We start from the raw sequence: 11,928 nt of genomic DNA, 5'->3' as shown, positions 1-11,928 counted from the left end.
GAGGGGACTGGAAGTTCAAGCGATCGGACGCGGCGGGTTCGCGCTATTCCAGATCGATGTGGAAAGGTCGGCCTTCGACGCTCATGCTGCCGGGGCCCATCGCATCGAGCGCGCGCAGCATGCGGCCCTCGCGTCCCAGCGCCTTGTCGGCGAGGCTGACGATCAGGCGGTTGGGGGCTGCGATCGGCGAGGCCGCGCGGATCAGCCGGGCGATGGACATTTCGTCGCGGTGCGGATTGAGCGCACAGACGGTGGCAAATGCGCTCGCGGTCGAGCGGCTGATGCCGGCGTAGCAATGAACCACCATCGGCGCGCGGCGATCCCAGCCGCGCACGAAGTCCAGCACGCGCTCGATATGCGTCTCGTTCGGCGCCACGAACCCGTCCATCTGTTCGACGATGTCGTCCATCGACACCTTCAGATGGTTGGCCGGAAGCACGGAGGGCGGCCGCTGCACCTGGTCGACATTGGCCATCACCGTCAGCACATGGCTGGCGCCGGTGGCACGAACCGTGTCGGAGAGCGCGGCAAGTGAGCAAACGTGAAGCATGATGGTCCTTGGGCGTCGGGTGCCCCGATTATAACGGCTGCTCCCGGGTGGGCAAAGGCGCGCGGCGCCATGCCTGGTGTTCGTTTTGCGGCGCAACCGCGGCACGGCGCGCGGTGTCGCGCCTATGACGCGTGTAGTGCGTTGAAGCGTTCGAGGAACTGCTTTTCGGCCCGCGCCGCGGTCCATGGCGTCAGATAGTCGCGCTCGGTCGCTTCGGGCAATTCCGGATCGCGGCCGAACAGCCGCTTGGCTTCGGCTTGCGAAAATCCCGCCAGATGCGTGGCCTCGAGATAGGCCGCGCCGCGGTCGGCGGCCTTGATCTGCTGGGTGATCTCGTCCGCCAGCACCGCGGGCAGGCCGAAGCGGATATGGATCGCCGACAGCAGCCGCCTCTCCACGGTCTTGTATTCGCCTGACAACACCGCCTTGAACGGCGAGATCATGTCGCCGATGACGTATTCCGGCGCGTCATGCAGCAGGGCCGCGAGCCGATGGCTGATGTCGACGCGCGGCGTCTGCTGGCGCATCACGGCCTCGACCAGCAGCGTGTGCTGGGCCACCGAGAAGATGTGCGCGCCCGAGGTCTGGCCGTTCCAGCGCGCGACCCGCGCCAGCCCATGCGCGATGTCGACGATTTCGATATCGAGCGGCGAGGGGTCGAGCAGGTCCAGCCGGCGCCCGGACAACATCCGCTGCCAGGCGCGGACCGCCACGTCCGGTTTGCGTGCCGTCATTTCTTCTTGAGCCGCGGCGTGCGCAGCTTGCCGCTGCAAGACTCGTGGCAGAAGCAGGTGACGAGGTGATCGTTGACCATGCCGGTCGCCTGCATGAAGGCGTAGACGATGGTGGGGCCGACGAACTTGAAGCCGCGCGCGCCGAGCTCCTTCGAGACCTTGATCGAGACCGGCGTCGAGGCCGGCACGCTCGCGGTGGTCTTGAACTGATTGACCTTCGGCTTGCCGTCGACGAAGTCCCACAGGAATTTCGAGAAGCCCGGGCCCTTTTCCATGATCTCGAGATAGCCCTTCGCGCTCAAAATCGCGCCTTCGATCTTGGCGCGGTTGCGGACGATGCCGGCGTCGTTCATCAGCGCATGCACCTTCTTGTCGGTGTAGCGCGCTATTTTCTCGGGCTGGAAATCGTCGAAGGCTTTGCGGAAGTTCTCCCGCTTGCGCAGGATCGTGATCCAGGACAGGCCGGCCTGGAAGCCGTCGAGGATCAGCTTTTCATAGAGCGCGCGGTCGTCATATTCCGGCACGCCCCATTCATTGTCGTGATAGGCGACGTAGAACGCATCCTCGCCCGGCCACGGGCAGCGTGTCTTGCCGTCCGGATGCAGTTTTGCGGTGCGGCTCATGCGACGGTCTGCTTGGGCGGGATGCGGACAACGTTGGGGTCGGCGAGATGCAGCGACAGCCCGCCCGCGGTCAGCGCCAGGCCCGCGTCGAGCGCATCGGCGACGCGGTCGATGCGCACCAGCGCGAGGCCGTTTTGTCCCGCGGTCGAGCCGACGGTGCCGACCTGCTTGTCGCCGGCGAGGATGGTCGCGCCCGCCTCGGGCGACGGACCGTCGAGAATGATCTTCACGGTGCGGGTGCGCGCGGTGCCGCGATGCTGCATGCGCGACACCACTTCCTGGCCGACATAGCAGCCCTTGTCGAAGTCGACGCCATGCAGGTGATCCATGTTGGTCTCGTGCGGGAAGGCGTCGCCATACATGAAGTCGAGCCCGCCGCGCGGCACGCCCGTCGCGATCCGGTGCGCTTCATAGGCGCTGGCGTCGACGAGATCGGCGCCGATCAGATCAGCAAGCTTCTGCTTCAGATCTTCCGGGATCAGGACGCGCCAGCCGAGCGCTGCGTTGCGCGGATCGACGAAAGCAAGATCGGGCGTCGCCGCTGGCTCGCCATCCCAGGCGGCGAGCACGCCGAGGCTGTCGGAGAGGTTTTCGACCACGACCTTGGCGCGCAGCTTGTAGAAGCCGAGCTTGTCGGCGAGCCCCTTGGCGAGCGCGCGCGGCGCGTCGATCAGGAAGCCGCCGCCATGGCCTGATGGCACCTCGGTGATCAGGAAATCGACGATGATCTTGCCCTGCGGCGTCAGCAGCGCGCCAAACCGGGCCTGGCCCGGCTGCAACTGTTCGACGTCGGTCGTAATGAGGCCGTTGAGGAAGTTGCGGGCGTCCTCGCCAGAGACCTTGACCACGCCCCGATCTGGAAGAAACGCTGCTTTCATTCGCAAAATTGGCTCTTTTTCCAAGTTCTTCCAAGTTCCTTGGGAAACGCGCCGCTCGCGCATATCCCCTGCCAAGCTAAGGCGCTAGAGTGCGCTGAACAAGGCCCGTACGACTGTGGAAAGCGGGCGTCGAGGACCGATGAATCAGCATTTTGACACCATTCTAAAATCCGGCACCGTGGTCAATCAGGACGGCGAGGGCGTCCGCGATATCGGCATCGTGGGTGGCCGCATCGCTGCGATCGGCTCGCTCGGCCAGGCCTCGGCCGGTGAGGTGATCGACTGCAAGGGCCTGCACATCCTGCCCGGCGTGATGGACACCCAGGTGCATTTCCGCGAGCCCGGCCTGACGCAGAAGGAAGATCTCGAGACCGGCTCGCGCAGCGCCGTGATGGGCGGGGTCACCGCCGTGTTCGAGATGCCGAACACCAACCCGCTGACGGTCACCGAAGAGGCGTTCACCGACAAGATCAAGCGCGCTCATCATCGCATGCATTGCGATTTCGCGTTCTTCATCGGCGGCACCCGCGAGAACGTGCAGGATCTGCCGGAGTTCGAGCGCGCGCCGGGCTGCGCCGGCGTCAAGGTGTTCATCGGCTCCTCCACCGGCGCGCTGCTGGTCGAGGACGACGAGAGCCTGCGGCGGATCTTCCAGGTGATCCGGCGCCGCGCCGCGTTCCATGCCGAGGACGAATACCGCCTCAACGAGCGTAAGCCGCTGCGCATCGAGGGCGATCCGCGCTCGCATCCGGTGTGGCGCGACGAGACCGCCGCGCTGATGGCGACCGAGCGCCTGGTCAATCTCGCGCGCGAGACCGGCAAGCGCATCCACGTGCTGCACATCTCGACCAAGGAAGAGATCCTGTATCTGCGCGACCACAAGGACGTCGCCTCCTGCGAGGCGACGCCGCATCACCTCACCATGGCCGCGCCCGAATGCTACGAGCGGCTCGGCACGCTGGCGCAGATGAACCCGCCGGTGCGCTCGGCCGATCACCGTGCCGGCATCTGGTACGGCATCGAGCAGGGCATCATCGACGTGCTCGGCTCGGATCACGCGCCGCATACGCTGGAGGAGAAGTCGAAGACCTATCCGGCTTCGCCCTCGGGCATGACCGGCGTGCAGACGCTGGTGCCCTTGATGCTCGATCACGTCAACGCCGGGCGGCTGTCGCTGGCGCGGTTCGTCGATCTCACCAGCGCTGGTCCGGCGCGGCTGTTCAACATGGCCTGCAAGGGCCGCATCGCGGCGGGCTATGACGCCGACTTCACCATCGTCGATCTCAAGCGCAGCGAGACCATCACCAACAAATGGATCGCCTCGCGCGCGGCGTGGACGCCCTATGACGGCGTGCGCGTGCAGGGCTGGCCGGTCGGCACCTTCGTGCGCGGCAGGCGGGTGATGTGGCAGGGCGAAGTCACAACGCCGTCGACCGGCGAACCGGTTCGGTTCCTCGAGACGCTGAAGCCCTAGCGCACTGCGTGCGCTAGATTCTTGTTTGACGCGTTTTCTTCACGCGAACCGGTGCCCGCTTAGCTCGAAAACGCTTTGGGATTACTGCCTGGCGAGCGCCAGCGAGAACTCACCGTTGCGCACGCGCGCGGCGAGGCCCTCGGCGAACTTCGCCACCGCGTCCTCGCCATAGGTACCGACGAGCTCGGCGAGCGCGGCAAACAGGCTCGCCTGCGCGAGGCAGTCGCCATCGACGCCGTCGTGACGCGCCTCAGCCCAGGCCTCGTTCAAATAGCCCAGCGCGGCCTGTTTCTGCTCGTGGTCGGGACGGGGGTCTTCTTGGTGATGGGGGAAGGACGCTGGATGGCGCATGAAACTCTGCAATATGAATGCGCGCGGTCCGAGGAGCGAACCACTGCGACGCGTGAGATGTATCACGCATGCGGATACCGCCTAGCCCACATCTTTCGAAAAGGTTAACGGCCGTCTCGGCATTTGAAGGGGAATTCCTGATATCCCCGCCGCGGTCAGCCAAATGAGCTGTGGATATGGTCCAGCACCGCGCGCGGCGAGGCGCAGAGATGGCTGGCGCCGGCCTCGGTCAGTTCCTCCGCCGTGCCGTAGCCATAGGTGACGCCGACCGCGCGGATGCCGTTGCGGGTCGCGCCGATCACGTCGTGGCTGCGGTCCCCGATCATCAGAGCGTTCCCCGGATCGGCGCCGGTCTGTTCCAGCGCATAGGCCAGCAGGTCGACCTTGTTGACCCGGGTTCCGTCGAACTCCGAGCCGAACACGTGGTCGAAATAACCGTCGAGGCCAAAATGCGCGATGATCCGGGTCGCGAACACGTGCGGCTTCGAGGTCGCTACGAACATGCGGCCCGGCCGCCCGCGCAGCTCGGCCAGCACCTCCGCGATATCGGGATAGACGGCATTCTCGAACAGCCCGACGTCGCCGAACCGCTCGCGGTACAGCTCGACCGCGCGGTCGGCGAGCTCCTCGCCGCCGAGCAGCATGGCAAAGCTCGCCCGCAGCGGCGGCCCGATGCACCAGGTCAGCTCGTCCTGCGAGGGAACCGGCCAGCCGAGCTTTTCCAGCGCATACTGGATCGAGCCGGTGATACCGGGCTTCGGGTCGGTCAGGGTGCCGTCGAGGTCGAAGAAGATCGCGCGGTCAGTTGGCATAGCGGGCCGTCAGGTCGCGCGAGATTTTCGAGCCTTCCTCGATGTAGCGGCGGATCGCGACGCTCGCGGCCGGCGTGCAGGTCCGGTAGGTCTGCTGGAAGCCGTTGTAGCCGCGGTTGAAGCCGGCGACCATGCGGGCGCGGCGGTCGCCGGAGGGGGTTTCGGCGTCGATCAGCGCCTGCATCTCGTTGCGCCATTTGGCGCCCTCATTGGCGTTGCAGATGCCGCGCAGGTAGTGCAGGGCGCCGAGGATCTCGGCCAGCCGCTGCAGATCGCCGTCGAACGGCGCGGCCGCGTCCTGCGCCCGGGCGGGCGTCGCAAGGCAAGCCGACATCAGAATCACAACGGCGAGAAAGGCTTTGATCATCAGGGGTTCCGGAATGGCCGTGGTATGCCCCCTCAATGCGCCCGAGGCAAGGCGGAGAACGCCCCCAAAGCCCCCGAAAAGGCGTCTCAAACCAGCCGCCGGGCGGCCGCAATCACCTCGTGCAGGCCGCCGGTGACCTTGAGGTCGCCAATCGCCTCCGGGGCCAGCCATTTGAAATCGTCGTGCTCGTCGTTCAGCACGGGCTCGCGGGAGGCCCACTTCGCCGCGAACGTCATGATCAGGTAATGCCCGGTGCCGGGGCCGGTCGGCAGCACCTCGCGCCAGCCGGCAAGGCCCAGGATATCGACCCTGAGCCCGGTCTCCTCGTCGATCTCGCGATGCAGGGCGACGTGCAGGGTTTCGCCGAACTCGACCCGGCCGCCGGGCAGCGAATAGAAGCCCTTGCCCGGCGAGCGGGCGCGGCGGACCAGCAGCACCTTGCGGTCGCGGAAGATCACGCCGGAGACGGCTAGCTGGGGGCGGATCGGAGCAGGTTCGGGAGAGGTCAAGGCAGCAACCAGTTTTGAGCACGATCCGGAAAAGTGGGCGCCGGTTTTCCAAAAAAGATCATGCTCGATAGAGAGATACAACCATGCCTGATAAATCAGGCGCCCGCCATGATGCTGTCGACATCGGCCTCGGCGGCGCCGTTGATGACACCGGCGGTCTGCATCACCAGCGGCTTGACCCAGACGATCGCCTGCTCGGCGAGCGCGACCCGGCTCTTGTCCTGCTGCAATTGCCGCATCGCCGCCCCGACCTCGGTCAGGATCCTGGTCATGCTGTCGGTCAGTTGGTCGAATTCGGCCCGGATACTGGCGTTCGCCATCTCATAGGCCTCGATCGCGAGGTCGCGGGCCTTGAAGTTGGACGCGGTGAAATGCTCGGCATAGGACAGGGGTTGCCATTCCAGGAAATCGTCGGCGCATTCCGGCAGGTCAGGCACCATCTCGAGCAGCATGATGGCTTCGTTGAAGTGATTGAGGTAGTCGGTCGCAAGCCCGGTGCGGGGATTGATGTTGGCGGCGCGCAACTGCGCCGCCCGCGCCTCGTCGGGGTACGTCGGTCGCGGAGAAGAGCCCGCTATGGCGGCCGTTGAGGTCATTGGCGGCAGTCTTTAACGGTCTGAGTTAAGGCTGAATAAACGGATACCACTCTGGACGGGATATGTGCGGACGCTTTGTCATAACCTCGCCGCCGGCGGCCTTGCGTGAGATGTTCGGCTATATCGAGCAGCCGAATTTTCCGCCACGGTACAATGTTGCGCCGACCCAGCCAATCCCGGTGGTGCTGCTGCAGAATGGCGGCCGGCATTTTCAATTGATGCGCTGGGGCCTGATCCCGTCCTGGGTCGAGGACCCCCGGACCTTCTCGCTGCTGATCAACGCCCGCTCCGAGACGGTGCGGGAGAAGCCGGCTTTCAAGAATGCGATCAAGCGGCGCCGCGCGCTGATCCCGGCCGACGGCTATTACGAATGGCAGGATGCCGGCGGGCGCAAGCGGCCGTTCTTCATCCATCGCCGCGACGGCCATCCGCTCGCCTTCGCAGCCCTCGCCGAGACCTGGATGGGCCCGAACGGCGAGGAGCAGGACACGGTCGCGATCGTCACCGCGCCGGCGAGCGCGGACCTTGCGCAGCTGCATCACCGCGTCCCCGTCACGATCCGCCCCGAGCAATTCGCGCGCTGGCTCGATTGCCTGCCCAACGACGTCGACGACGTGATGCCGATGCTGAAGGGCCCCGACGTCGGCGAGTTCGCCTGGCACCAGGTGACGATGCGCGTCAACGCCGTCGCCAACGACGACGCGCAATTGCTGCTGCCGATGACCGCGGAAGAGATCGCGGCGGAAGATGTGCCGGCGGCGAAGAAGGCCGCCCCGCGCAAGGTGACGCCGCGGGAGGATGACGGGCAGGGGTCGCTGTTCTAGGGGCTGGCTGAAGCCGCGTGATGCACAGCCAGTTTGTTCGCACCGTTCTCTCCACGTCGTCGTCCCTGCGAAAGCAGGGACCCATAACCACAGGGCTGTGTTTTTGAAACACGCTGTGGCTCCAGCTCGCAAACCAATTGGCATTTGTGGTTATGGGTCCCGGTCGCGCTGCGCTTGCCCGGGGCGACATCGAGTTTGTGGGTTCGCGATTGGGGATGTCAAACACGCGGTGTCATCACCCGCGAAAGCGAAAGCGGGGGATCCAGTATTCCAGAGACAGCAGTGCTCGAACCGAGAGGCCGCGGCGTGCTGGATCGCCCGGTCGAGCCGGGCGATGACAGGTGAGTATGAGGATGTAACCTCGCATTCTCACCTCTCGTCATTCCGGGGCTCGCCAACGGGTCGCGCGAACGCGCACCCGATGACAGGCTCCGCGAGAACCCGGAATCCATCAAGCCGCATCACGTGCGGTGAAGTGGATTCCGGGAATGACGAAGGGACTTTCACCCCTTCACGTGTGCCACGCCCTCGATCTCGATCAGCATCTTCGGATTGGGCAGCGCTACCACGACGCAGGTGGTGCGCGCGGGATAGGGCGCAGGGCCGAACGCGCCGGCATAGAGTGCGTTCATCGCGGCGACGTCGCTGGCGCGGGTCAGCAGTACGTTGACCTTGACGAGATCGCGCGTCGTCGCGCCCGCCTCACTCAGCACGCGCTTGAAATTGGTGACGACATTGGCGAACTGCGCCTCGAAGCTGTCGGGCAGCTCGCGGTTGGCGTCGAAGCCGGGAATGCCCGAGATGAACAGGAGATCGCCGACGCGGGCGCCGAACGAAAGTGGCGGCGCCTGGACGCCGGGCGGAGGAGGGAAGTGCTTGATCGCTGTCATGAGATCACCCGTCTGCGCGAGATGGAAGGGGAGAGGTTTCGATGGCGCGCGGCGCGGCTGCACGCCGACGCCAAAGATTCTTGTCGAAGACGTTCTGGCCGATCATCCCTACCAGCATCGCTGCGACGAAGACCACGATCGGCAGCGAGAGGCCGGCGAGGTTGACCAGCGCGGGACCGGGGCAGATGCCGGCGAGGCCCCAGCCGATGCCGAACAGGATTGCGCCGCCAACCAGCGGCGCATCGATGTCGTTGCGGTCGGGCCAGAGGAAGCGCGCCGCGAAGGCCGGCGCCGCGCGCCGCCGCGCGATCGCAAAGCCTGACGCTGCGACCGCAACCGCGCCCGCCATCACGAAGGCGAGCGTCGCATCCCAGGCGCCGAACAGATCGAGGAAGCCGAGCACCTTCTGCGGATCGGTCATGCCTGAGATCAGGAGTCCCGCGCCGAAGATCAGGCCGCAGACGAAGCTGGCGAGCACCGGCATGGCTAAAGCGCGATGAGGTTGACTGGTCATCGCGCTTTAGCTCCTTGTTTGAGCATGATCTTTTCGGAAAACCGCTTCGCACTTTTCCGGATCATGCTTAGCCTCCGATTCCGTGCCGGACGATCGCAACCGTTGCGACCGCCGTTGTCATGAAGATGAACGTGGCCACGATCGAGCGGCCGGACAGCCGCGCGAAGCCGCAGACGCCGTGACCCGAGGTGCAGCCATTGCCCGTCCGTGTGCCGAACCCGACCAGCACGCCCGCGATCGCGATCACGACGAGGCTCGCATTCATCGCCGGCCGCGGCAGCGGCGCGCCGAACAGCGCCGCAATCAGGGGCGCCGCGATCAGTCCCGCGATGAACGCGATGCGCCAAGAACGGTCGGCAGTGCGGCCGGTGGTATCGGGCTGGAGCAGGCCGCCGACGATTCCGGTGACGCCGGCGATCCGCCCGGTCAGCAGCATCAGGAGCGCCGCGGCGAGCCCGATCAGCGCGCCGCCGGCGAGGCCGGAAATCGGGGTGAAATCATGCATCGATGCAGATCCCTGTTGCGCAAACTCCTCAGCGATGGCGCAAAGCGTGGGCGCGCATGGGCCAATGGTCGCGTGGCTGCGGAGGCGATGATAGACTTCGCGGCATCAGGAACAAGCGCAATCCCGCATGTTTCGCGGCATTTCAACGGTGCCGCCCGTCGGCTGGATTGCAGCGATTTGCGTCTCACTTCGTCCGGAGAATTTCCCATGAGATTGTCGTCCGTCGCCCGCGCCGCGCTCCTCGCGCTGGCGATGCTCACCGGAACGTCCGCCGCCCTGGCTGACGAGGGCGCGGTGACGCTCGTGATCTTCAAGGGCGGCTGGATCTTCGGCGGCTCCGCCGGCAAGGGCGTGCTGACGTTCCACGGGCAGACCTATGGGCTGACGGCCGGCGGGCTGGACTATGGCCTCGTGTTCGGCGGCTCGCAGACCACGTTGCAGGGGCGGGTGCGCAACATCCGCCGCGCCCAGGATATCGCCGGCGTCTATGCCGCGGCAGGCGTGGGCGTTGCGCTCGGTGCCGGTGTGCGCGGCATCGTGCTGACCAACCAGAACGGCGCGGTGCTCGAACTGAGCGGCAAGCAGGTCGGCCTGATGGCCAATGTCGACCTCAGCGGGCTTGCGATCACGTTGAAGGAGTAGCGGGGCGCGGTTGAGTTGGTAGGGTGGGTTAGCGAAGCGTAACCCACCGGCTCGTATCCGCGATTGAAGATGGCGGGTTACGCCTTCCGCCTTCGCTCGTTGAGCTACGGCGGACGTAGTCGGCTAACCCACCCTACAATTCTGCAATCCACTGCGCGAGCTCGTGCCATGGCTGCAACGTCCAATGTCCGGACGCTGCGCCCGATGGCGACGGCAGCACGAACACGTCAGGAAATCCGCTCATCGGCGGTTGGCGGCCGAGCGCAAGCGTGCCGGTCGGCCTGTTGTAAAACAGGCTCGCCGCCTTCTTGCTGGTGAAGGCGATGGTCTTCGGCCGAAACGTTTCGACCTTCGTCCTGAAGCCCACGACATCGAACGACTGCCTGATGATCTCGTGATCCATCCCGGCGCCGGTCTTGGAGAGATCGGTGAATCCGATGCCGAGTTCGAGCAGGGCTGCGAACTCGTCCGGCCGATAGCGCCGCGGCGTGATGCCGGCCTCATGCAGCGCGCGCCAGAAGCGGTTGCCGGGATGCGCATAGTAATGCCCGACCGCGGCTGAGCGCGTGCTGGCCGCAGTGCCGACGAACACCAGGCGCAGGTCGGCGCGGAGCTGGTCGGGGAGTCGGTGGGTTTTACTCAAGGAGCGGCAAAGCCTCATCGTAGATTGGCGCGCAGTTCGCGGACGCCGCGGCCCAACCGTTCGCGCAGCAGCGTCCGCAGCGTGGCGCCGTCCTCGTAGCCGACTTCGGCCGCGATCGCCTCGATGTCGAGGCCGCTGCCATGCAGCAGCGACTGCGCGCGCTCGACGCGGAGATCCTGAAAGTAAGACAGCGGCGACTTGCCGAGCACGGCTTCGCAGCGGCGTTGCAGGGTCCGCGGGCTGGTCGCAAGTGCCTCGGCCGCATCCTGTAGCGAGAAGCCTCTTCTGAGGTGCTCGCGCGCCCAGCGTTCGAAGCGCTGGATCAAGGGGTCGGCCTGCGCCAGATGGTTGGGGATGATGAAGACCGATTGCGAGGAGCGCAGGTCGGCCAGCAGATAGCGCGAGACGACGGAGGCCAATTCCGGGCTCGCCTGCCGGATCAGCCACAGCGCGAGATCGAGATGGCCCATCGCTGCACCCGCGGTGACGCCGATGCCGGACGGCACCAGCATGCGCGTCTCGTCGAGCCGGACGTTCGGGTAGCGCTGCCGGAACAGCGGGGCGAGCCACCACGTCGTCGTCGCCTCCTGATGATCGAGCAACCCGGTCTCCGCGACGATGAATGAGCCGATGCAGGAGGCGGCAATCCGCGCGCCGCCGGCATGCCATTGCTTAAGCTGCTCTCGCGCCTGCCGCACGTCGCGTCGCTCCAGCGCGGGCACCAGTTGCTCCGGCAGTCCGGTGTTGAGCGCAGGCACGATCACCCAATCCGGGCTGCTGTTTGCCGTGATGGGCTTGACCGGAATGCCGAGGCCCTGGCCGGATCGCACGCGCTTGCGCAGGCCATAGACCGAGACGTCGAAGCGGACCGTTCCGCCCATCTGCAGCCTGGAAAACTTGTCGGCGAGGGAGAGGGCGTCGAGTATCGCCGTGAGCCCGGTGTCCCAAAGTCCCTCGAGCGCGAGGATCGCAATCTTCATTGGCGCAAATGCCTTCAAAGTTGTCGTTTGCGACAA

General features: G+C 65.8%; 17 protein-coding genes. 3 read left to right on the top strand and 14 right to left on the bottom strand.

The features are described 5' to 3' along the window. Nucleotides 1-43: 43 nt before the first annotated feature. The 4 genes from BI327_RS33730 to ygfZ form a co-directional block, all read right to left on the bottom strand. Nucleotides 44-550 (bottom strand): tyrosine phosphatase family protein, encoded by a 507-nt coding sequence (locus BI327_RS33730; RefSeq protein WP_076865688.1) that lies wholly within the window; start codon nt 548-550, stop codon nt 44-46. Nucleotides 551-672: 122 nt separating this feature from the next. Beyond that, nucleotides 673-1,284 (bottom strand): YfbR-like 5'-deoxynucleotidase, encoded by a 612-nt coding sequence (locus BI327_RS33725; RefSeq protein WP_076865687.1) that lies wholly within the window; start codon nt 1,282-1,284, stop codon nt 673-675. Further along, a complete protein-coding gene (locus BI327_RS33720) occupies nt 1,281-1,907 on the bottom strand; it encodes a DNA-3-methyladenine glycosylase I (protein ID WP_076865686.1) in 627 nt (208 codons plus the stop codon). Before BI327_RS33720 ends, BI327_RS33725 begins: the two co-directional genes overlap by 4 nt. Beyond that, entirely contained in the window at nt 1,904-2,785 is an 882-nt protein-coding gene (gene ygfZ, locus BI327_RS33715; protein ID WP_076865685.1) for a CAF17-like 4Fe-4S cluster assembly/insertion protein YgfZ, read from the bottom strand. Before ygfZ ends, BI327_RS33720 begins: the two co-directional genes overlap by 4 nt. Nucleotides 2,786-2,924: 139 nt before the next feature. On the opposite strand from ygfZ, the gene BI327_RS33710 reads away from it, so the two are divergent. Beyond that, nucleotides 2,925-4,259: a dihydroorotase gene (locus BI327_RS33710; protein WP_076865684.1), complete on the top strand. Its 1,335-nt coding sequence runs from the start codon at nt 2,925-2,927 to the stop codon at nt 4,257-4,259. 81 nt (nt 4,260-4,340) lie between these two features. On the opposite strand, the gene BI327_RS33705 is transcribed toward BI327_RS33710, so the two are convergent. The 5 genes from BI327_RS33705 to BI327_RS33685 all read right to left on the bottom strand — a co-directional run bounded on the left by BI327_RS33705 (nt 4,341) and on the right by BI327_RS33685 (nt 6,894). Beyond that, complete coding sequence (locus BI327_RS33705) at nt 4,341-4,610, bottom strand: hypothetical protein (RefSeq protein WP_076865683.1); 270 nt, start codon at nt 4,608-4,610, stop codon at nt 4,341-4,343. A gap of 155 nt (nt 4,611-4,765) precedes the next feature. Beyond that, nucleotides 4,766-5,422 (bottom strand): HAD family hydrolase, encoded by a 657-nt coding sequence (locus BI327_RS33700; RefSeq protein WP_076865682.1) that lies wholly within the window; start codon nt 5,420-5,422, stop codon nt 4,766-4,768. Continuing rightward, nucleotides 5,412-5,789: a TIGR02301 family protein gene (locus BI327_RS33695; protein ID WP_076865681.1), complete on the bottom strand. Its 378-nt coding sequence runs from the start codon at nt 5,787-5,789 to the stop codon at nt 5,412-5,414. The genes BI327_RS33700 and BI327_RS33695 overlap by 11 nt, the downstream gene beginning before the upstream one ends. Nucleotides 5,790-5,875: 86 nt before the next feature. Beyond that, nucleotides 5,876-6,298 carry an NUDIX hydrolase gene (locus BI327_RS33690; protein WP_076865680.1) on the bottom strand — a complete coding sequence of 141 codons (423 nt, stop codon included), beginning with the start codon at nt 6,296-6,298 and terminating at the stop codon, nt 5,876-5,878. A 95-nt stretch (nt 6,299-6,393) separates the two neighbouring features. Further along, nucleotides 6,394-6,894: a hypothetical protein gene (locus tag BI327_RS33685; RefSeq protein ID WP_076865679.1), complete on the bottom strand. Its 501-nt coding sequence runs from the start codon at nt 6,892-6,894 to the stop codon at nt 6,394-6,396. Nucleotides 6,895-6,956: 62 nt separating this feature from the next. Between BI327_RS33685 and BI327_RS33680 the strand changes: the two genes are divergently transcribed. Further along, on the top strand, nt 6,957-7,718 hold the full coding sequence (locus BI327_RS33680; RefSeq protein WP_076865678.1) for an SOS response-associated peptidase: 762 nt from the start codon (nt 6,957-6,959) through the stop codon (nt 7,716-7,718). Between the two features lie 503 nt (nt 7,719-8,221). Here the strand turns inward: BI327_RS33680 and BI327_RS33675 are convergent. The 3 genes from BI327_RS33675 to BI327_RS33665 form a co-directional block, all read right to left on the bottom strand. Next, on the bottom strand, nt 8,222-8,608 hold the full coding sequence (locus tag BI327_RS33675; protein ID WP_076865677.1) for a RidA family protein: 387 nt from the start codon (nt 8,606-8,608) through the stop codon (nt 8,222-8,224). A 4-nt stretch (nt 8,609-8,612) separates the two neighbouring features. Beyond that, complete coding sequence (locus BI327_RS33670; RefSeq protein ID WP_076865676.1) at nt 8,613-9,092, bottom strand: DUF6691 family protein; 480 nt, start codon at nt 9,090-9,092, stop codon at nt 8,613-8,615. A 97-nt stretch (nt 9,093-9,189) separates the two neighbouring features. After that, entirely contained in the window at nt 9,190-9,627 is a 438-nt protein-coding gene (locus BI327_RS33665; protein WP_076865675.1) for a YeeE/YedE family protein, read from the bottom strand. A gap of 207 nt (nt 9,628-9,834) precedes the next feature. Between BI327_RS33665 and BI327_RS33660 the strand changes: the two genes are divergently transcribed. Continuing rightward, complete coding sequence (locus tag BI327_RS33660; RefSeq protein ID WP_076865674.1) at nt 9,835-10,269, top strand: hypothetical protein; 435 nt, start codon at nt 9,835-9,837, stop codon at nt 10,267-10,269. A 133-nt stretch (nt 10,270-10,402) separates the two neighbouring features. Here the strand turns inward: BI327_RS33660 and BI327_RS33655 are convergent, their stop codons facing one another. Further along, complete coding sequence (locus tag BI327_RS33655) at nt 10,403-10,930, bottom strand: mismatch-specific DNA-glycosylase (protein ID WP_076865673.1); 528 nt, start codon at nt 10,928-10,930, stop codon at nt 10,403-10,405. Then, the gene (locus tag BI327_RS33650) at nt 10,927-11,892 is read right to left on the bottom strand and encodes a GlxA family transcriptional regulator (RefSeq protein ID WP_076865672.1); all 966 of its coding nucleotides are present in this window, start codon (nt 11,890-11,892) and stop codon (nt 10,927-10,929) included. Before BI327_RS33650 ends, BI327_RS33655 begins: the two co-directional genes overlap by 4 nt. Between the last annotated feature and the right edge of the window lie 36 nt (nt 11,893-11,928).

The sequence above is a fragment of the Bradyrhizobium mercantei genome, from assembly GCF_001982635.1.
Lineage (GTDB): Bacteria > Pseudomonadota > Alphaproteobacteria > Rhizobiales > Xanthobacteraceae > Bradyrhizobium > Bradyrhizobium mercantei.
This window is presented reverse-complemented; position numbering and strand designations above follow the sequence as displayed.

Excerpts from the sequence above, each read along its gene's own strand:
- BI327_RS33680 (WP_076865678.1), top strand. The coding sequence starts at position 6,957 with ATGTGCGGACGCTTTGTCATAACCTCGCCGCCGGCGGCCTTGCGTGAG.
- ygfZ (WP_076865685.1), bottom strand. The coding sequence starts at position 2,785 with ATGAAAGCAGCGTTTCTTCCAGATCGGGGCGTGGTCAAGGTCTCTGGC.
- BI327_RS33700 (WP_076865682.1), bottom strand. The coding sequence starts at position 5,422 with ATGCCAACTGACCGCGCGATCTTCTTCGACCTCGACGGCACCCTGACC.
- BI327_RS33725 (WP_076865687.1), bottom strand. The coding sequence starts at position 1,284 with ATGACGGCACGCAAACCGGACGTGGCGGTCCGCGCCTGGCAGCGGATG.
- BI327_RS33720 (WP_076865686.1), bottom strand. The coding sequence starts at position 1,907 with ATGAGCCGCACCGCAAAACTGCATCCGGACGGCAAGACACGCTGCCCG.
- BI327_RS33695 (WP_076865681.1), bottom strand. The coding sequence starts at position 5,789 with ATGATCAAAGCCTTTCTCGCCGTTGTGATTCTGATGTCGGCTTGCCTT.
- BI327_RS33705 (WP_076865683.1), bottom strand. The coding sequence starts at position 4,610 with ATGCGCCATCCAGCGTCCTTCCCCCATCACCAAGAAGACCCCCGTCCC.
- BI327_RS33710 (WP_076865684.1), top strand. The coding sequence starts at position 2,925 with ATGAATCAGCATTTTGACACCATTCTAAAATCCGGCACCGTGGTCAAT.
- BI327_RS33660 (WP_076865674.1), top strand. The coding sequence starts at position 9,835 with ATGAGATTGTCGTCCGTCGCCCGCGCCGCGCTCCTCGCGCTGGCGATG.
- BI327_RS33730 (WP_076865688.1), bottom strand. The coding sequence starts at position 550 with ATGCTTCACGTTTGCTCACTTGCCGCGCTCTCCGACACGGTTCGTGCC.
- BI327_RS33650 (WP_076865672.1), bottom strand. The coding sequence starts at position 11,892 with ATGAAGATTGCGATCCTCGCGCTCGAGGGACTTTGGGACACCGGGCTC.
- BI327_RS33675 (WP_076865677.1), bottom strand. The coding sequence starts at position 8,608 with ATGACAGCGATCAAGCACTTCCCTCCTCCGCCCGGCGTCCAGGCGCCG.
- BI327_RS33655 (WP_076865673.1), bottom strand. The coding sequence starts at position 10,930 with ATGAGGCTTTGCCGCTCCTTGAGTAAAACCCACCGACTCCCCGACCAG.
- BI327_RS33685 (WP_076865679.1), bottom strand. The coding sequence starts at position 6,894 with ATGACCTCAACGGCCGCCATAGCGGGCTCTTCTCCGCGACCGACGTAC.
- BI327_RS33670 (WP_076865676.1), bottom strand. The coding sequence starts at position 9,092 with ATGCCGGTGCTCGCCAGCTTCGTCTGCGGCCTGATCTTCGGCGCGGGA.
- BI327_RS33665 (WP_076865675.1), bottom strand. The coding sequence starts at position 9,627 with ATGCATGATTTCACCCCGATTTCCGGCCTCGCCGGCGGCGCGCTGATC.